General features: G+C 61.7%; 16 protein-coding genes. 9 read left to right on the top strand and 7 right to left on the bottom strand.

What is annotated here, in order from left to right; all coding sequences use genetic code 11:
• Positions 1–138 precede the first annotated feature (138 nt).
• From VK804_RS27880 to VK804_RS27890, 3 genes are all read right to left on the bottom strand, one after another.
• On the bottom strand, positions 139–417 hold the full coding sequence (locus VK804_RS27880; protein WP_325376225.1) for a hypothetical protein: 279 nt from the start codon (positions 415–417) through the stop codon (positions 139–141).
• A 278-nt stretch (positions 418–695) separates the two neighbouring features.
• Complete coding sequence (locus VK804_RS27885) at positions 696–1,145, bottom strand: nuclear transport factor 2 family protein (RefSeq protein ID WP_325376227.1); 450 nt, start codon at positions 1,143–1,145, stop codon at positions 696–698.
• Positions 1,146–1,529: 384 nt separating this feature from the next.
• A complete protein-coding gene (locus VK804_RS27890) occupies positions 1,530–1,673 on the bottom strand; it encodes a hypothetical protein (protein WP_325376229.1) in 144 nt (47 codons plus the stop codon).
• 190 nt (positions 1,674–1,863) lie between these two features.
• On the opposite strand from VK804_RS27890, the gene VK804_RS27895 reads away from it, so the two are divergent.
• Positions 1,864–2,223: a hypothetical protein gene (locus VK804_RS27895; protein ID WP_325376230.1), complete on the top strand. Its 360-nt coding sequence runs from the start codon at positions 1,864–1,866 to the stop codon at positions 2,221–2,223.
• A 955-nt stretch (positions 2,224–3,178) separates the two neighbouring features.
• Here the strand turns inward: VK804_RS27895 and VK804_RS27900 are convergent.
• Positions 3,179–3,454, bottom strand: a complete 276-nt coding sequence (locus VK804_RS27900) for a hypothetical protein (RefSeq protein ID WP_325376232.1) — start codon at positions 3,452–3,454, stop codon at positions 3,179–3,181.
• Between the two features lie 215 nt (positions 3,455–3,669).
• Here VK804_RS27900 and VK804_RS27905 point away from each other — a divergent pair, with 215 nt between their 5' ends.
• Both VK804_RS27905 and VK804_RS27910 read left to right on the top strand, forming a co-directional pair.
• Positions 3,670–6,009 carry a DGQHR domain-containing protein gene (locus VK804_RS27905; protein ID WP_325376234.1) on the top strand — a complete coding sequence of 780 codons (2,340 nt, stop codon included), beginning with the start codon at positions 3,670–3,672 and terminating at the stop codon, positions 6,007–6,009.
• A 16-nt stretch (positions 6,010–6,025) separates the two neighbouring features.
• Positions 6,026–6,661, top strand: coding sequence for an MT-A70 family methyltransferase (locus tag VK804_RS27910; protein ID WP_325376236.1), 636 nt, complete (start codon positions 6,026–6,028; stop codon positions 6,659–6,661).
• A gap of 38 nt (positions 6,662–6,699) precedes the next feature.
• Here VK804_RS27910 and uvrB read toward each other — a convergent pair whose 3' ends face one another.
• The gene (gene uvrB / locus VK804_RS27915; protein ID WP_325376238.1) at positions 6,700–9,945 is read right to left on the bottom strand and encodes an excinuclease ABC subunit UvrB; all 3,246 of its coding nucleotides are present in this window, start codon (positions 9,943–9,945) and stop codon (positions 6,700–6,702) included.
• Between the two features lie 54 nt (positions 9,946–9,999).
• Here uvrB and VK804_RS27920 point away from each other — a divergent pair, with 54 nt between their 5' ends.
• Both VK804_RS27920 and pgm read left to right on the top strand, forming a co-directional pair.
• The gene (locus tag VK804_RS27920) at positions 10,000–11,985 is read left to right on the top strand and encodes an alkyl/aryl-sulfatase (protein ID WP_325376239.1); all 1,986 of its coding nucleotides are present in this window, start codon (positions 10,000–10,002) and stop codon (positions 11,983–11,985) included.
• A 177-nt stretch (positions 11,986–12,162) separates the two neighbouring features.
• Positions 12,163–13,812: a phosphoglucomutase (alpha-D-glucose-1,6-bisphosphate-dependent) gene (gene pgm / locus VK804_RS27925; protein ID WP_325376241.1), complete on the top strand. Its 1,650-nt coding sequence runs from the start codon at positions 12,163–12,165 to the stop codon at positions 13,810–13,812.
• Between the two features lie 153 nt (positions 13,813–13,965).
• Here the strand turns inward: pgm and VK804_RS27930 are convergent, their stop codons facing one another.
• Together VK804_RS27930 and VK804_RS27935 are read right to left on the bottom strand one after the other, a co-directional pair.
• Complete coding sequence (locus VK804_RS27930; protein WP_325376243.1) at positions 13,966–14,166, bottom strand: hypothetical protein; 201 nt, start codon at positions 14,164–14,166, stop codon at positions 13,966–13,968.
• A gap of 134 nt (positions 14,167–14,300) precedes the next feature.
• Positions 14,301–15,233 (bottom strand): LysR substrate-binding domain-containing protein, encoded by a 933-nt coding sequence (locus tag VK804_RS27935; RefSeq protein WP_325376245.1) that lies wholly within the window; start codon positions 15,231–15,233, stop codon positions 14,301–14,303.
• Between the two features lie 107 nt (positions 15,234–15,340).
• Here VK804_RS27935 and VK804_RS27940 point away from each other — a divergent pair, with 107 nt between their 5' ends.
• The 4 genes from VK804_RS27940 to VK804_RS27955 all read left to right on the top strand — a co-directional run bounded on the left by VK804_RS27940 (position 15,341) and on the right by VK804_RS27955 (position 17,677).
• Positions 15,341–16,102: a sulfite exporter TauE/SafE family protein gene (locus tag VK804_RS27940; protein ID WP_325376247.1), complete on the top strand. Its 762-nt coding sequence runs from the start codon at positions 15,341–15,343 to the stop codon at positions 16,100–16,102.
• A gap of 14 nt (positions 16,103–16,116) precedes the next feature.
• Entirely contained in the window at positions 16,117–16,353 is a 237-nt protein-coding gene (locus VK804_RS27945; RefSeq protein WP_325376249.1) for a hypothetical protein, read from the top strand.
• A gap of 118 nt (positions 16,354–16,471) precedes the next feature.
• The gene (locus tag VK804_RS27950) at positions 16,472–16,828 is read left to right on the top strand and encodes a hypothetical protein (protein WP_325376251.1); all 357 of its coding nucleotides are present in this window, start codon (positions 16,472–16,474) and stop codon (positions 16,826–16,828) included.
• 141 nt (positions 16,829–16,969) lie between these two features.
• Positions 16,970–17,677 (top strand): glutathione binding-like protein, encoded by a 708-nt coding sequence (locus VK804_RS27955; protein ID WP_325376252.1) that lies wholly within the window; start codon positions 16,970–16,972, stop codon positions 17,675–17,677.
• Positions 17,678–17,845: the final 168 nt, after the last annotated feature.

The following is a 17,845-nucleotide window of genomic DNA, read 5'->3' on the forward strand; positions in this document are numbered from 1 at the left end:
AAATGGTTTTGCAAATCAGCGACCGGCCCTGATGGGTGTCATTGGCGACGCCCTGCCTGGAGGCTGCACTATTTGAAGCTTCAAATAGTGATATGTATACAAAATGCAAGCGCCTTTTTGCATGGCACGAATTCCGCCTCAAGGTCCTGCCGTACCGTCAAACGGAGCAGTGGGCGATTGTCTTGCAGCCATTTCGGCGTCGCGGGCCGCCGTGACGCCGAATAGCAGCGCGCCTGCGAGTCCGCCGATTGCGGCGCCGATCGGCATGAATGTGAAGAACACCAGCATGCCGCTATAGCCTTCAAAACCGGTGGTTTGGAAGATTTCGACCCAGGCGAGCCCCGCGCCGATCCCGAGCGCCGCGCCGCCGAGCGCGCCCAGCAACAGTCCCAGCAACGCCAGCAACGCAATTTTCATGAGGATGGTTCGCCGGTCGGTAACAGCAATTTCCCGAGATGTGTCGCGGCTGGGGGCAGCGAGGTTCAACGCGGCGGGAGAAATAATGTTCGGTCGACGAGCCGATATGATGGTGGCGGCCTTGTCTCACCATAATCGAGGTGCGTGCCCCGGATGCTGCGCAGCACGGAGTGCTGCGCTGCTGATCCGGAGCCCATGGTGACTCCGTATCCCTTGGGTCCCGGCTCTGCGGTGCATCGTGAAGAACGCTGCACCGCGTCCGGGACACGTTATTGCCCCTACGCCTTGTCCGGCCGCGTCTCCGCCAGCAGCGCGGCGAGGTCGCGCTCCAGCACCTGCTGCACCAGATCGAAGGAATCGATGACCTCGCGGACTTGCGCGATGCGCCCGTCGCGCAGCGTGGCAAACAACGCGACGTCGAATTGTATGACCCGGCCGTTGCTGCGCTTGGTGAAGAAGGCGCGGATATAGACCGCGACCTTGTCGCCCTCGGCGACCGTGATCGGCGCTTCGTAGCGCATGCTGGTATAGCGGGCGCGCACGGTCTGCCACATCTGCCGGACCTCGGCCCGGCCGCGGTGGTGGCCGAGATGCGGCAGGATGTCGACCGGCGCCGAGGCGATGTAGTCGACGTCGTCGGTGCAGCGGTCGAGCGCGCCCTCGATGTCGCCGGCGTAGAACGTCTCGAGCATGTTGATGACGCGCTGCCGGTTGAGTTGCTCGACCATCTTCGTCTCCGCCGGTGGTGGGGGCCCGACTCGGATTGCAGCCCGCAGGGTGGGCCGAATTGCCTGCCGATCGATCGGCGGCGCATTTCAACCCGTTTGACGTTAACATATCAAAAACGGTTCACTACCAGGAGATGTATTTTGGAGAAGGCACCCGCCTTTATTTGGCCGGGCGCCGGCGCTATCGGGCGCGCGTGGCGTAATCCGGCCGCCGGATCCGGCCATCGCATGCCGCAATCCGTCCGCCATAGCTCAATGAGCGAAGGCGGCGGCGCATCGTGTCGCGCGCGGCGGCCCTCGACCGAAAACCCTGCAATGCGAAGATCTTTCAGGGCCGGCCGGCCCGGGCGCGTGGCCCGTCAGCCGGCCGGGGTGAGGCAATCCTCACTTCTTGTTGCTGTTGGGGCTCTGGCCCGAAGGCGTCTTGCCGGTGGCGAACGGCGACGGCGCCGCCCCGCCCTTTTTGAGGTTCTTGTCGGCCTTCGGTTTCTTCTTTTCCTTGTTGCTGCGCATCTGACCCTTGGCCATGGCTGCTCTCCCTTGCGCCGGGTTGAAGAATTTGGCGCGCGGGCGATGTTAGCAAATGCGCGCGGCTTTGTATGCCCGGCATCGCAGGTCGCGCGGCAGGGCGCGGAGCCTTTCCCCGATTTAATGCAACCTTGCACGTCCCGGGCGGTTTGATCGGCACGGGCGACGATTTCTCCAAGGAGTATCCGACATGAGGAAATCCACGTCCGTCGCCGTCGCCGCCGCATTGCTGCTGTCCGGGGTGTCCGCCGCTGCCGCCGCCAGCCACATGACCAAGGCCGGCGACACGCTCAACCTCTCGGCCACGCAGCAAAAGGAGATCTGGAAGGATCTCAGGCTGCACGCCACCAACCAGCCCGCGCCGTCCGGCTTCAACGCGGCCGCGGGCCAGGCGATCCCCTCCGGCCTTAGCACCTATCCGCTGCCGCGCCAGGCCGCCCGCGACGTGCCGGCCGTGAAACCCTACCGCTACGCCATGACCCAGGACAAGGTCCTGATCGTGAACCCGTCCGACAAGAAGATCGCGGACGTGGTGACGAAGGGGTCGTAACAGCCCGCACCACAAGGCGCGCTCCCACGTGCCCCGGATGCTGCGCAGCGCGCCACCCTTGTGGCGTGATGCGCTGCTGATCCGGGGTCCATCGTGTTGCCCGTGGGTCCCGGCTCTGCGGCGCAGCGTGAAGAACGCTGCACCGCGTCCGGGACACGAGGAAGAACTTGCGGCTTCACGTTTCAAACAGCCTGGGACGCGAACGATCTGGAAACCGTCATTGCGAGCCAACGGGTCGGCGCAAAGCGCCGCCCACATTCCCTGTCATTGCCCGGCTTGACCGGGCAACCCAGTACGCCGCGGCTTCTCGATTCAATCACTGGCGTCTCTGGAATACTGGATCACCCGCTTTCGCGGGTGACGACAACTGTGCATGACTTCGCGATCTCGCCGCATGCATTTGCGCGAGGTATTGGTTTATTTCCCGCCCTCTGCAAACAAAGGGCGCAGGGAATGCCGGGCGGCCGATGCGCCCGATAGCCGTGTGTGCAATGGGAGTGGGTAGAGCGCACACACGTTAGCAGGTCACACCGGAATCACCCGGCATTCCCCACGCAATGGTTTTACGGCTGCTACGTGCTCGCCCCGGTGCTCCGGGCTTGTTGGCCACCGTCATCCGCGTTCCTTAACGCGAACTTGACACCAGCGTCGGGGTGCCAGGCCCACACGTCTTTGCCGTACGCTTCCGGCGCCATTCGTCAAAGGCACCCTCAGCGTCCACCGCATCCCGCCCCGCGTTGTTGACGTTGCGCAACGCCCCTTTAGTGGGGCGGGACAGAGGGAATATAGGATATTCCGAATATTCGGTAAAGAAGAAGTTTATGAAAAGGGTGCGACAAAATAACCCGACGGGCAAATCGTGCGGTCTCCGCCGTCATTCCGGGGCGCGCGCAGCGCGAACCCGGAATCTCGTGATTCCGGGTCTGGTGCTTCGGACCATCCCGGAATGACGAGTTCACCCGTCTGCGCCGATAAACTCGAGCGCATTCTCGCGCGACGGGAAGCGGCCAAGCTCGCGATAATCGGGATTGTGCTCGGCTGTCTCCGGCGACCAGAGGACGACGAACTCTTTGCCTTCCTCTTCGATGATCGTCGTCAGTTCTTCGCTCTCGTAAGGCGTCATATCCCGAAAGCCGCAGTGCGGGCATTCGTCGTCGCACATGCAGGACCATTCGTCGGTCCATCTGCGCCTGCAGCGGGCGCACTTGTAGAAGTTGAGAAACCAGGCCATGCGAGCCTCCTCAAGATCGCAAATGATAACCTCCGCGTGAAATGAAATCAAAATAAATCCACAGTTTGCAACAGGAAGCATAAGTGTTTTCAATAGTTTAGGGGCGACGTTAACCGTTTCTTAATCCTTTTATCAACGCTCGATTGTGATGGTGCATAGTCACGCCCCGAAGGGACGCCTTCAGCGATGAAGAGCTGACTGGGTTGAGGGAACGCATGCCTACCAAAGTTGGGTCAGAACGCGAGGGGCTTCTGGGCCCTCTAGTCGACCAAGAGTCGTTGCGAGCAACCTCCAGGCGTCGAAGGGACCCGTTTGTTTACAAGAAGATTTCGTCAGATGAAGAACGGCATCATTTGGATCAAGGCTGGGTAGTACACAAACCAACACGCACTCATACCTGGATGAAAAAATCCAAATCACCCGATGCGAGGCTAGAGGATCGCATTTGGTCTCTATTCTTTCAAATGGGGTATCCTGTTTTAAGCTCCGAAAAATTTCGAATTCAATACAAGCAATCGGATGGTACTCTTGGCTCGAAGTGGGTCGATGTATTCGCGAAGGACGATGAAACGGCAATAATCGTTGAATGTCGGGCGCGAGAAACTAGGGGCAGAAGATCTCTACAAAAGGAAATTGAGGAGATAGAGCAGACGCAGCGGAAAGTAAGTCAAGCTGTGCGATCACATTTTGGAAACGGCTATAATCCAAAAATCATCTGGCTCTTTGCGACTGCAAACGTGATCTGGGCCGAAAAAGATGTCGAACGGGCTGAGCAAGCAAACCTTCGTATCATTACTGAGAACGAACTTCAGTATTTCGAAGCGTTCGTTTCACACATCGGCACTGCAGGCCGATATCAATTTCTCGCCGAATTTCTGGAAGGGCAGGAAATTCCTCATTTGGAGAATGTCCGCATTCCGGCCGTACGCGGTCGATTTGGCGCTCACACTTACTACAGCTTCGTCATAAGTGCTCGACACCTCTTGAAGATCGCATTCGTCAATCATCAGGCGCTAAACCATCCAGATGGGCGCCCCGCTTATCAACGCATGATCAACAAGAAGCGGATCACTGACATCGGAGCGTTTATTCAGCGCGGCGGCTATTTTCCAACGAATATCTTGGTCAATTTCACCGAGACATGTCGCTTCGACCTATTATCAAACAAAGACAATGCTGACCCGAATATCAAATTTGGCTTGTTGTATTTACCGAGCAAATTTAAATCTGCTTGGGTAATCGATGGACAACATCGGCTCTACGGATTTTCGAATATTCCGGATCGATTCTTGGACACGAGTCTATTTGTGTTGGCGTTCGAGAAGATGGATACAAAAGCCGAAGCGGATTTGTTCATCACAATAAATCATGAGCAACGAAGTGTTCCTAAGGGTTTGCTTGTCACACTTCAGGCAGATTTAAAGCTGGGGTCTGGCGACCCAAAAGAGTCAATCTCCGCGCTGGCGTCGTCCCTCGTTCGGATAATCAACAGCGACAACACAAGCCCGTTCTTTAGAAGGTTTGAGATCCCTGGTCTTCTGCCAACCGAGACCCAGAATCTTACTATTGCGGAGGCGGTAAAAGGCTTGGTGCGTTCGAATCTTTTCGGGCGGGTCTTGCCGAAAAAGTCGAAGATTCCTGGATTCTTTGCGGGGCAAACCGACGATGAGACGCTCGCGCGCGCTCGAAAGATAACAAATGGATATTTCCGCTCGCTAATGGATGCTAATCCCCTTCGATGGGAAAAAGGGCGAGCTGCGCACGTATGTGTCAATCCTGGAATTCGTGCTCATTTCCAACTTATACAAGAGATCTTGCGTTCTCTAGCGGAACTTGGAGACTTCGATCCGAGCATCGAGAGTCCTGAAAAAGTAGCTGCAGCGTTGATCTCATTCATCGAGCCCATTCGCACTTTCCTTGCTGCCGCTTCCGACAAACAGATTGAGGCAAATTTTGCTCGGAAGTTTGGAGAGGGAGGTGTGCGAGACTATTTCTACAATCTTTGTGAGATCGTCCAGAAGAAGCATAAAGATTTTGGTGGAGAGGATTTCAAGAAATACAAGGCGCATGCCGCCGACGCGCGAGTCCAACAAGCTGACGAGGATATCGGTGATCTACAAGGTGCAATTTCAAAAGTTGTCATTGAGACTTTGAAAAGGATCCATGGGACTCACGAGTTGCCGTCTGGCGAAAAGGCATATTGGGATACTGGTATCGAGAATGTCGAGATCAAGCAGAATGCCTACAAGAAACAGCAGCAGGCGACTGTAGCCAAGCGTGCTCCGAAGGAGGCATATCTTGATCTCATCGATTTTGAAAAAATAATAAAGCAACCGTCCAATTGGACGGAGTTTGAGCCGATATTTAACGTGCCAATGGCTGGGGAGAAAGGAAAAAAATATTATCTGACTTGGCTTGAAAAATTGAATGAGATTCGCCGAGTAAGCGCACATAAGAGCCCTTACCGCCAGTACAGCGAAGAAGACCTTGAATTTGTGTCCTTCATCAAAGCGCAGCTCTTTGATCAATTCACCGCTGCGGGATTTGAAGTATGAGAGAGGATTGTGCTTGATGTGCGGCGTTGAAGAGTTGTGGGAAGCGACTGGTGGAAGACGTGTTGGAACGGTTCTTGCGGACCCACCTTGGCAATTTGCAAACAAAACCGGCAAGGTCGCACCCGAGCATAAGCGCCTTAATCGCTACGACACTATGAAGCTCAATGAAATTGCCGCGTTGCCGGTGGCGCAGATATCTGCGCCAACTTCACATCTTTACCTGTGGTGCCCCAATGCGCTCTTGCCTGACGGCCTTGCCGTCATGAAAGCTTGGGGGTTCAACTACAAATCCAACCTAGTTTGGCACAAGATACGTAAGGACGGTGGTTCCGATGGGCGAGGCGTCGGATTCTATTTCCGCAATGTCACCGAACTCATATTGTTTGGCGTGCGCGGCAAGAACGCGCGGACTCTCGCGCCCGGTCGGAGTCAAGTGAATTTGCTAGGCACGCGCAAACGCGAACATTCGCGAAAACCGGACGAGCAATACGAGATCATCGAGTCATGCAGTCCGGGTCCGTTTCTCGAATTATTTGGTCGAGGGACTCGCAAGGGTTGGATAACATGGGGCGATCAGGCCGACGAAGGCTATACCCCGACGTGGAAGACTTACGCAAACCATTCGCAAGCGAGATTGATCGCGGCGGAATGAACGCTTAATTTTGCATGGTACCATGACCGGGCGGCGCCCTACCGCTTCTTCCACCCGCCGCGATGTCCCGGTGCGCCGCCTGTCGATCGCGGGGATGGCCCGAATTCAGGCCCGGATTCGCGGGAGTCGGTGGGCTGGATGATCCGGCTGTTGTCGCCGAATGGTTTCTTGGGCAGGGCGCCGCTCGGGCGGAAGGGCAGGGATTCCGGGCCGTGCATTTCGTCGAGGTGGGGTTTGTGGATTTTGGAGGCGGGGGTGTTGGCACCGCCCGTGGATCGCCCCTCACCCCGGCCCTCTCCCCGTGAAGAACGGGGCGAGGGGGAAGAGGCGGCGGCGCGCATCGCACCACCGCCGCGCTTTTTCAGCGAGGCGGTGGGGAGGTTCGCGGACTCGCCGTATTTCTTTAATCCCGCATAGGCGCCGGCTTTGCCTTGGACGGTGCGCTGTTTGGCGGTGGGGTCGTCGACGACCGCGAGCTCGGTGGCGCGGAGGCGTTTGACTTCGTCGCGGAGTCTCGCGGCTTCCTCGAAGTTCAGATCGGCGGCGGCTTCGCGCATGCGGGTTTCGAGGTCGGCCAGCACCGTCTCGAAATTGTGGCCGATGCTGATGACGTCGTCGGCCATGCCGCCGTCGCCGATCTCGACCAGCACGTGGTCGCGCTCGTAGACAGAGTTCATGATGTCGCCGATGGATTTCTTGATGCTTTCGGGCGTGATGCCGTTTTCGGTGTTGTATTCGACCTGTTTTTCGCGGCGGCGGTCGGTTTCGGCGATGGCGCGTTGCATCGAGCCGGTGATCTGGTCGGCGTAGAGGATCACCTTGCCGTCGACGTTGCGCGCGGCGCGGCCGATGGTCTGGATCAGCGAGGTTTCGCTGCGCAAAAATCCTTCCTTGTCGGCGTCGAGGATCGCGACCAGCGCGCATTCGGGAATGTCGAGGCCCTCGCGCAGCAGGTTGATGCCAACCAGCGCGTCGAAGGCGCCGAGCCGCAAGTCGCGGATGATCTCGATGCGCTCGATGGTGTCGATATCGCTGTGCATGTAGCGGACGCGGATGCCCTGCTCGTGCAGATATTCGGTGAGGTCTTCCGCCATGCGCTTGGTCAGCACGGTGACGAGGCTGCGATAGCCGGCCTGCGCCGTGGCGCGGACCTCGCCGACGAGATCGTCGACCTGGGTGCGCGCCGGGCGGATGTTGACGGGCGGATCGATCAGCCCGGTCGGGCGGATCACCTGCTCGACGAACACGCCGCCGCTCTCGTTCAGCTCCCAGGCGGAAGGCGTCGCCGACACCGCGACCGATTGCGGGCGCATCATGTCCCATTCCTCGAAGCGCAGCGGGCGGTTGTCCATGCAGGAGGGCAGGCGGAAACCGTATTCCGCCAAGGTCGCCTTGCGCCTGAAGTCACCGCGGAACATGCCGCCGATCTGCGGCACCGTGACGTGGCTTTCGTCGGCGAATACCAGCGCGTTGTCGGGCACATATTCGAACAGCGTCGGCGGCGGCTCGCCGGGGCGGCGTCCCGTCAGGTAGCGCGAATAGTTCTCGATGCCGGCGCAGCTGCCGGTGGCTTCCATCATCTCGAGATCGAAGGTGGTGCGCTGCTCCAGCCGCTGCGCTTCCAGCAGGCGGCCCTGGTTATTGAGCTGGTCGAGCCGCATCTTCAATTCCGATTTGATCGACTTGATCGCCTGCACCAGCGTCGGGCGCGGCGTCACATAATGCGAATTGGCGTAGATCTTGATGAATTCCAGCTCGTCCTGCTTGTGGCCGGTGAGCGGATCGAATTCCTCGATGTTCTCCACGACATCGCCGAACAAATTGACGCGCCAGGCGCGATCCTCGTAGTGCGCCGGAAAAATGTCGATGACGTCGCCGCGAACGCGAAAGGTGCCGCGGGTGAAATCGGCCTGCGTGCGCTTGTATTGCAGGGCGACGAGGTCGGCGATCAGCTGCCGCTGGTCGATGCGCTCGCCCTTCTTCAGCGCAAATGTCATCGCGGTATAGGTCTCGACCGAGCCGATACCGTAAATGCATGACACGGAAGCCACGATGATGACGTCGTCGCGTTCGAGCAGCGCGCGGGTCGCCGAATGGCGCATGCGGTCGATCTGCTCGTTGATCGAAGAATCCTTCTCGATATAGGTGTCGGTCCGCGGCACATAGGCCTCGGGCTGGTAGTAGTCGTAATAGGAGACGAAATACTCGACCGCGTTGTCGGGGAAGAAATTCTTGAACTCGCCATAGAGCTGGGCGGCCAGCGTCTTGTTCGGCGCCAGGATGATGGCGGGGCGTTGCGTCGCCTCGATCACCTTGGCCATGGTGTAGGTCTTGCCGGAGCCGGTGACGCCGAGCAGCACCTGGGTGCGGTCGTTGCGCGCGATGCCCTCGACCAGCTCCGCGATCGCGGTCGGCTGGTCGCCCTTCGGCTCGTATTCGGACTTGATGACAAAGCGTTGGCCGCCTTCGGATTTCTCCGGGCGCGGCGGCCGATGCGGCGTCCAGATTTTGATCTGGCCGTCCGCGCCCTTGAACTCGGGCCGGCCGTCGCGGATCAGCGCGTCCAGCGCATCCGCGGTCGCGGCGACGCCCAGCGCCTCCATCTTGTTGCGCGGCGGCCGCGCCATCGCAGCGGCGTCTTCCTCCTCGGTGGTGAAGCCGAGCTGCTTTGCCAGTTCCGGATCGAGCGTGGGAATGGTGGCCGCGGTGCCGTAATTGGCCGGCGCGAATTCGCGTTGCGGGGATTCGCCGAGGCCGCCTCTTTCTTCTCCCCTCCCCCCGCGAAGCGGCGGGGTCCGAGGCGAGCGAAGCTCGCTCTCGAGGTCGGGGGTGGGGGGTGCTTCAGCAGACTCGGTGGCAGAGGGACTCGCTGCACCACCCTCGTCGTACTCGCGGGCAGTCGGACTCGCTGCACCACCCCCCACCCCCGACCCCGGATCAAGTCCGGGGCGGGCTCCCTCCCCGCCACGCGCCAAGGGGCGCGCGGGAGGAGGGGGGAAGGAAGCATCCCGTTTCGCCACATCGTCGCCGGTCGCGCGTGTCGACTTCCGTGCCCGATGCGCGGCGGCTTCGCCGCCGGCGCGGCGGTCCCAGGAATTGTCGGGCGGCGGCTGCAGGCCGGTGCCCGAACCGAGGCCCGCGTCGCCGCGATTGATCGCGGGATTGAGCAGTTCGGCCAGCGCCGGCCCGATCGGCTGCACGTCGGGGCGCGAAGCCTTGGAATTTGGGGCCTTCGATTTCGGGGTTTTACGAGGCTTTTTCGGTTGGTCTGGATTCTTCGCCATGGGGCGAATATGGGATGAGTCCGGCTGCCAGAAAAGGGCAAAGGAGAAGCGCGGATGAAGGGTCCTCTGAAGGCGACGACATGGCTCATCGCGCTCGCGGCCGGCGCGCTCTCCTGTCAGCAGGTGTCAGCACAATCCCGGGACGCGGAACCGGCGACGCGCGCGGTCAATGACCTCTTCGCCAAATCGCTGCCGTTTGCCGACCGCGCCGATTTCGACGACGTCAAGCGCGGTTTCATCGCCACGCTGCCGGATGGCGTCGTCGCCGGCCCGGGTGCGAAACCGGTATGGGACACCAAACCCTATGCCTTCCTGCAGAGCGACACGGTGCCGGCCACCGTCAATCCCAGCCTGTGGCGGCAGGCGCAGCTCAACGCCGTCAACGGCCTGTTCAAGGTGACCGAGCGCGTCTACCAGGTGCGCGGCCTCGATCTCGCCAACCTCACCATCATCGAGGGCGATAGCGGCCTGATCCTGATCGATCCCCTGCTGTCGATCGAAACCGCGAAAGCCGCGCTCGATCTCTATCTGCAAAACCGGCCCGCAAAACCGCTGGTCGCCGTGATCTACAGCCACAGCCACATCGACCATTTCGGCGGGGCCAAGGGCGTGATGTCGGCGGAGGACGCGGCCAGCGGCAAGATCAGGGTGATCGGGCCGGACGGATTCATGGAGCATGCGGTGGCCGAGAACGTCATCGCCGGCAACGCCATGAGCCGCCGCGCGCAATACATGTACGGCGTGACGCTGCCGGTCGGCGAGCGCGCGCAGGTCGACGAGGGGCTCGGCAAGGCGCTGTCGCGCGGCACGGTCTCGCTGATCGCGCCGAACGATCTGATCAAGGCGCCTTACGAGACGCGGACGGTCGACGGCGTCGAGATCGAATTCCATCTGGTGCCGGGCTCGGAGGCGCCTTCGGAAATGCTGATGTATTTTCCGCAGTTCAGGCTGCTCGACATGGCGGAAGACGCCACCCACAACATGCACAATCTCTACACGCTGCGCGGCGCCGAGATCCGCGACGGCCGGCTGTGGTCGCGCTATATCGACGAGGCGATCGTGCGCTATGGCGAGAAGACCGACGCCGTGATCGCGCAGCATCACTGGCCGATGTGGGGCAATGCGCGGATCGTTGCCTTTTTGAAGAAGCAGCGCGACCTCTACAAGTTCATCCACGACCAGTCCGTGCGGCTGCTCAACCACGGCCTGACGCCGACCGAGATCGCCGAGCAGTTGAAACTGCCGGCGAGCCTTGCCGGCGAATGGTATTCGCGCGGCTATTACGGCACGCTGAGCCACAACGCGAAGGCGGTCTACCAGTTCTATCTCGGCTGGTACGACGCCAATCCCGCCGATCTCAATCCATTGCCGCGCAGCGAGGAGGCGCGCAAGCAGGTGGAATATATGGGCGGCGCGGACGCCGTCCTGAGGCGCGCGCGCGGGGATTTTGCCAAGGGGCAATATCGCTGGGTCGCGAGCGTGATGAGCGAATTGGTGTTCGCCGATCCCGCCAACCAGGAAGCCCGCGCGCTCGGCGCCGACGCGCTGGAGCAGCTGGGCTATCAGAGCGAGGCCGCGACCTGGCGCAACGCCTATCTGGTCGGCGCGGCCGAATTGCGCCGCGGCGTGCCGCCGCTGCCGGCCTCTGGGGGGAGCGCCGAACTGCTCAAGGGGGTCTCGATCGATCTGGCCTTCGATTTCCTCGGCGTCCGCCTCAATGCCGCGAAGGCCGAGGGCAAGCACATCGTCATCAACTGGACTTTTACGGATTCCAACGAGACCTATGTGATGAACCTGGAGAATTCGGCGCTGACCCACCGCGCCGGCAAACTCGCCGACGACGCCGATGCCGGCGTGAAACTGACCCGCGCGGCGCTCGACGCCATCACGCTCAAGCAGCGCTCCTTCGTCGGCAGCATCGCCACCGGCGACGTCGGTATATCGGGCAACCCCCTGAAGCTGCGCGAGCTGTTCGGCCTGCTCGACGACTTCACCCCGGATTTCGAAGTGGTCGAACCGAAGAAGGCGAGTGTGGAGTAGGGGGCGGCTTAATCAGCCGTCATTGCGAGCGAAGCGAAGCAATCCATGCGTCAGGGAAGCAAGATGGATTGCTTCGTCGCAAGTGCTCCTCGCAATGACGGCTGGGGACCAGCGATCCCTTGTTCGTCACCGCAAAACCCTTCTACAATGCTTCCCTGAACGCACGAAGGAACCGCCGTGGCCGCCAACATCAACCCGCTCGCCGGCAAACCGGCCGATCCGTCGATGCTGGCGAACATTCCGCGGCTGGTGACGGCGTATTTCGCCGAAAAGCCCGATCCCGCCATACCTTCGCAACGCGTGGCGTTCGGCACCTCGGGCCATCGCGGTTCCGCGCTCAACAATGCTTTCAACGAAAACCACATCCTCGCCATCAGCCAGGCGGTCTGCGATCATCGCAAGGCCGCCGGCATCGACGGGCCGCTGTTCATCGGCATCGACACCCACGCGCTGGCGGAGCCGGCGCTGGCGAGCGCGCTGGAAGTGTTCGCCGCCAACGGCGTCGAGGCGATGATCGACGAACATGACGGCTACACGCCGACGCCGGTCATTTCGCATGCGATCCTCACCAGCAACAAGGGTCGCGAGAGCGGGCTTGCCGACGGCGTGGTGATCACGCCGTCGCACAATCCGCCCGAGGATGGCGGCTTCAAATACAATCCGCCCAATGGCGGGCCGGCCGATACCGACATCACCTCCGCCATCGAACGCGCCGCGAACGGTTTCCTCGAGGACGGTCTCAAGGGAATAAAACGCATCGATTACGATCGCGCGCGCAAATCGGCCAACGTGCATCGCTACGATTATATCGGGCCCTATGTCGCCGACCTCGCCGATGTCGTCGACATGGAGGCGATCCGCAGCTCAGGGGTGAAGATCGGCATCGATCCGCTCGGGGGCGCGGCGGTGCGCTACTGGCAGCCGATCATCGAGCGCTATGGCATCGCCGCCACCGTGATCAGCGACGCCGTCGATCCGACCTTTCGTTTCATGACGGTGGACTGGGACGGCAAGATCCGGATGGACTGCTCGTCGCCTTATGCGATGGCGCGGCTGATCGGCATGCGCGACAAGTTCGACGTCGCGTTCGCCAACGACACCGACGCCGACCGCCACGGTATCGTCACCCGCTCCAACGGCTTGATGAATCCCAACCACTACCTCGCGGCCGCGATCGCCTATCTGTTCGAGCATCGCCCGGGGTGGCGGAGCGACAGCGCGGTCGGCAAGACCATCGTCAGTAGCGCGATCATCGATCGCGTCGCCAAGAAAATCGGGCGCAAGCTGGTGGAAACGCCGGTCGGCTTCAAATGGTTCGTCGAAGGCCTGATCGGCGGCGGCTTCGGCTTCGCCGGCGAAGAGAGCGCCGGCGCCTCGTTCCTGCGGCTGAACGGAACGGTGTGGACCACCGACAAGGACGGCCTGATCCTCGGATTGCTCGCCGCCGAGATGACGGCGCGGACGAAACGCGATCCGAGCCAGCTGTTCGACATCCTCACCCGCGAACTCGGCGTGCCCTATTACGAGCGGATCGATGCGCCGGCGACGTCGGCGCAGAAGAATCTGCTGAAGGCGCTGACGGGCGAAAAGCTCGGCCTGAAGGAACTCGCCGGCGAGCCGGTTCGCGCCGCGCTGACGGCCGCGCCCGGCAACGGCCAATCCTTCGGCGGCATCAAGGTGATCACCGACGACGGCTGGTTCGCGGCAAGGCCCTCGGGCACCGAAGACGTCTACAAGATCTATGCGGAGAGTTTTAAGAGCGAAACCCACCTGCGGCAGATTCAGCGCGAGGCGCAATCCGCGATTGATGCGGCGTTCACCGCCTGACCGCTCCCTCTCCCCGCTCTTTCGCGGGGAGAGGGTGGGGTGAGGGGCTGCCTCAACAAAAACCGAATGCGCGGTGAGTCCCCCTCACCCGAAATTCGCTGCCGCGAATTTCGACCTCTCCCCGCAAGCGGGGCGAGGTGACTCGAAAACAGCTCAGCTCGCGTGCGAAGGCGCCGGCGCCTTGACGATATCGAGATGAATCCCGCCGCATTTCGTGCAGCGCATGGTCCAGTATTCGGACCCCGCCTTGCCCGCGATGACGCGCAGGATCGAAAGACGCCCGTCGCAGTCCGGACAGTCGGACCGCACCGTCCGGGAAGGCTGCTCGCTCGATATGGTGTCGGATCCAAACATGGGATGCCTGCCGCACTCAAATCGGGTGAGCCGCCGACGGTCTCGTCCGCGCAGCCCACCGCATTGGATGTCCGAACCAAAACATGCGCCGGCCGGGACGGATGTGAAGCCGTTCACATCCTCCGATTTTCTTTTCAAGAAGTCTCAACCGGCGGGGCGCTGCGTCCGGCCGGCAGCCTTGCCGCGCAGCGCCCGGCTGGCCCGACAGCGGCGCGGATGATCCAGCGCCTGAAGGCGGCAAAATCGCGCTGCTCGGTGCGGAAGCCGCGATAGACCAGGTACCAGCGCATGCCCTTGGGCACGCTCAGCGCGAACGGCGCCACCAGCCGGCCGGCGGCGAGGTCGTCGTCGATATAGGGCCGGATGCCCATCGCAACCCCGAGCCCGTCGGCGGCCGCCTGCTGCGCCTGGCCGTAGAATTGAAATTCCGGCCCGCGCGCGCTGACCCGGGCCACGCCGGCGGCCTTGAGCCACAGCGGCCAATCCTCCGAAGCATGCGCCACGCGCAGCAGGTTCGGGCCGCGCAGGTCGCTCGCGCGTTTCAGCTGCGCCGCCAGCCGCGGCGCGCAGACCGGCAACAGATCGGCGGCGAATAAAGGCTCGGCTGTGAGGTCGGGCCATTCGCCGTCGCCGAGCTGGATGCCGCAGCTCCAGTCGTCGGCGAACGGCGCCGCCGCACCGCCGGTGGCGATGCGCACCTCGATGTCGGGCTCGGCAATGCGAAAATCCGCCAGCCGCGGGATCAGCCATTTCATCGCAAAGGTCGGCCCGACGCCGATGGTCAGCACGCGCAGCCCAGAGGGCGCGGTGACCTGCGCGGTCAGGCTCGCCAGCGCATCGAAGATCGGCGTCAGTCCGCCCTGATAGGCGCGGCCGGCGGGCGTCATCGCCAGCCGGTTCGCCTTGCGCTCGAACAATTCGACGCCGAGCCGCTGCTCCAGCAGGTGCACCATCCGGCTCACCGCCGCCGCCGAGACATTGAGCTCGGCGCCGGCGCCGGCAAAACTGCCGCTGCGGGCCGCGGCCTCGAACGCCTTGATGCCGTTGAGAAACAGGAGCCGCCGCATGCCATCCCAAAAAACTTGCCACCCTCAGGAAAACTGATGCCAGGGCAAGATAACTCGGTTTGCACGCCCGTTACAAGCAGGGCAGAAATATCGGCGGGGGATTTGCAATGACGCCGCTGATGATCGCAGCGCTTGGCCTGTTGATGGTCGCGACCGCGTTCCTGTCTGGCCTGTTCGGCATGGCCGGCGGGCTGATCCTGATCGGCGTGCTGCTGGCGCTGATGCCGCTGCCGACCGCGATGGTGTTGCATGCCATCACGCAGATGGCGTCCAACGGCTGGCGCGCCTTTCTGTGGCGCCGCCACATCCGGTGGCGGCCGGTCGGGGTCTATCTGATCGGATGCGCCGCGGCACTGGCGGCGTGGTCGATCACCCGCTACGTGCCGGACAAGCCGGTGGCGCTGTTGATGCTGGGGGTGACGCCGTTCATGGCGCGGCTGATGCCGCCCAAGCTGAAACCTGATCCCAACAGCGTCTGGCAGGGCACGCTCTACGGCTCGATCTGCATGGGGCTGATGCTGATGACCGGCGTTTCCGGCCCGCTGATGGACACCTTCTTCCTCGGCGGCCAGTTCGACCGCCGCGGCATCGTCGCGACCAAGGCGACCTGCCAGGTCGCCAGTCATTTCCTGAAGCTGATCTATTTCGGCGGCATCATCGACCAGGCCGCGACCCTCGATCCGGTGCTGGCCGGCGTCGCCATCGCCGCATCGATGCTCGGGACGTCGCTGGCGCGGCGCATTCTCGAAGCCATGACCGATCTGCAATTCCGCACCTGGGCGCAGCGGCTGATCACCACGGTCGCCGGCTACTACATCCTCTATGGCGGCTGGCTGCTGCTTTCGCGCAGCTACGCGCTGGCATTCTGACGAAGGAGATTCCGATGGTCGAAACCGCAGATCCGCTGGTGCTCGATTTGGTCGAATGGATCGCGCGGGAGCCGCGGCTTTATTCCGAGGTGATCGCGACCTGGCGCACGTCGTGCCCGCGGCTGACGATCTGGGAGGACGCGGTCGACCGCGGCTTTGTCGAGCGCGAGACGGTCGCAGGAAGCGGCGTGCTGGTCACGATCACCGAGGTCGGCGAAAAATTCTTGCGCGCGCACGGCCGCGCCGGCTGACAGGGCTGCGCCGGTCCAGCCAGCCGTCACGCACCACGGCAGCGATGCGGACTTGCAAAGGCTGGGACGGCACGCCTAAAATCCCCAAGCGGCAATTCGATCTTCATGGGGGATAGTCGTGTCGCGACTCCTGTTGATTTTGTCCTTCTCCTTCCTGTTTTGCGCGAGCGCGCAGGCCTGCACCTTTCGATTTTCCTTCGTGTTCGGTCAGGTAACCAACGGCACGTTGCTTGCGGCAAGCGGCGAGTCCTGCGCGGTAACCACGACCCGCACCGGATCCAAAACCGTAATCAAGTCGGTCAAGATTACATCGCCACCGAAAAACGGGTCCGCGTCGGCCGGGCCGATCGGCGTGACCTACCGGTCAAAGCCCGGCTTCAAGGGCAATGACTCCTTCACCTTTGCCGTATTTGGCGATGGAGACGCCGGTACCAATGTCACTGCAACGGTGCAGATGAGCGCGACGATTCAATAGCAGGCGGCTCTTCGGCGTGGGCCGGCCGACGCATCAATTCGGCGCGACGAGCAACCCCCCGCCATTGACTTCGCCGCGGTGATGCGGTGAACTTCATGCAATCGCATCCAATTTGCGCAGCCAAGCAGGACAGGAACGCCCATGATCGACCTTTATTACTGGACCACGCCGAACGGCCACAAGATCACGATGTTTCTCGAGGAGACCGGGCTCGCCTACAAGGTCTTCCCGATCAACATCGGCAAGGGTGACCAGTTCAAGCCGGAATTTCTGGCGATCGCGCCGAACAACCGGATTCCGGCGATGGTCGATCACGAGCCGAAGGGCGGGGGAAAGCCGATCTCGATTTTCGAATCCGGGGCGATGCTGCTCTACCTCGCCGAGAAGACCGGCAAATTCCTGCCCGCCGACCTCTACGGCCGCTACGACGCGATCCAGTGGACGTTCTGGCAGATGGGCGGGCTCGGGCCGATGGCCGGCCAGAACCATCACTTCCGAAACTACGCCCAGGAAAAACTCGACTACGCCATCACTCGCTATGTCAACGAGACCAACCGGCTCTATGGCGTGCTCAACAAGCGGCTGAAGGATCGCGAATTCATCGCCGGCGACTATTCGATCGCCGACATGGCGAGCTATCCCTGGGTCGTGCCTTACAAGAACCAGGGCCAGAACATCGACGATTTCCCGCATCTGAAACGCTGGCTGGAGACCATCGGCGCGCGCGCGGCCACGGTGCGCGCCTACGCCATGGCCAAAGAGGTCAATCCGAATTTCGGCCAGCCCGCGATCCGCACCGAGGAAGAGCGCAAGCTGCTGTTCGGCCAGACCGCGGCAGTGGTGAAGTGACGCCTCGATGTCATCATCCGCGAAAGCGGATGATCCAGTAAACGCAGCCGGTCGTGAGTCACCCGGACGTCACGGCGTACTGGATGCCCCGCTTTCGCGGGGCATGACAGCTTATGTATAATTCGTCATTGCGAGCGAAGCGAAGCAATCCATCTATCAACAAGCAGG

This window comes from Bradyrhizobium sp., assembly GCF_035484855.1.
In the GTDB taxonomy this organism is placed as follows: domain Bacteria; phylum Pseudomonadota; class Alphaproteobacteria; order Rhizobiales; family Xanthobacteraceae; genus Bradyrhizobium.

Bases quoted from the DNA above. Each gene is read 5' to 3' on its own strand.
- VK804_RS27880 (WP_325376225.1), bottom strand. From the start codon at position 417: ATGAAAATTGCGTTGCTGGCGTTGCTGGGACTGTTGCTGGGCGCGCTC.
- VK804_RS27935 (WP_325376245.1), bottom strand. From the start codon at position 15,233: ATGCGGCGGCTCCTGTTTCTCAACGGCATCAAGGCGTTCGAGGCCGCG.
- VK804_RS27920 (WP_325376239.1), top strand. From the start codon at position 10,000: ATGAAGGGTCCTCTGAAGGCGACGACATGGCTCATCGCGCTCGCGGCC.
- VK804_RS27895 (WP_325376230.1), top strand. From the start codon at position 1,864: ATGAGGAAATCCACGTCCGTCGCCGTCGCCGCCGCATTGCTGCTGTCC.
- VK804_RS27930 (WP_325376243.1), bottom strand. From the start codon at position 14,166: ATGTTTGGATCCGACACCATATCGAGCGAGCAGCCTTCCCGGACGGTG.
- VK804_RS27955 (WP_325376252.1), top strand. From the start codon at position 16,970: ATGATCGACCTTTATTACTGGACCACGCCGAACGGCCACAAGATCACG.
- VK804_RS27890 (WP_325376229.1), bottom strand. From the start codon at position 1,673: ATGGCCAAGGGTCAGATGCGCAGCAACAAGGAAAAGAAGAAACCGAAG.
- VK804_RS27940 (WP_325376247.1), top strand. From the start codon at position 15,341: ATGACGCCGCTGATGATCGCAGCGCTTGGCCTGTTGATGGTCGCGACC.
- VK804_RS27945 (WP_325376249.1), top strand. From the start codon at position 16,117: ATGGTCGAAACCGCAGATCCGCTGGTGCTCGATTTGGTCGAATGGATC.
- uvrB (WP_325376238.1), bottom strand. From the start codon at position 9,945: ATGGCGAAGAATCCAGACCAACCGAAAAAGCCTCGTAAAACCCCGAAA.
- VK804_RS27910 (WP_325376236.1), top strand. From the start codon at position 6,026: ATGTGCGGCGTTGAAGAGTTGTGGGAAGCGACTGGTGGAAGACGTGTT.
- VK804_RS27885 (WP_325376227.1), bottom strand. From the start codon at position 1,145: ATGGTCGAGCAACTCAACCGGCAGCGCGTCATCAACATGCTCGAGACG.
- VK804_RS27905 (WP_325376234.1), top strand. From the start codon at position 3,670: ATGCCTACCAAAGTTGGGTCAGAACGCGAGGGGCTTCTGGGCCCTCTA.
- VK804_RS27900 (WP_325376232.1), bottom strand. From the start codon at position 3,454: ATGGCCTGGTTTCTCAACTTCTACAAGTGCGCCCGCTGCAGGCGCAGA.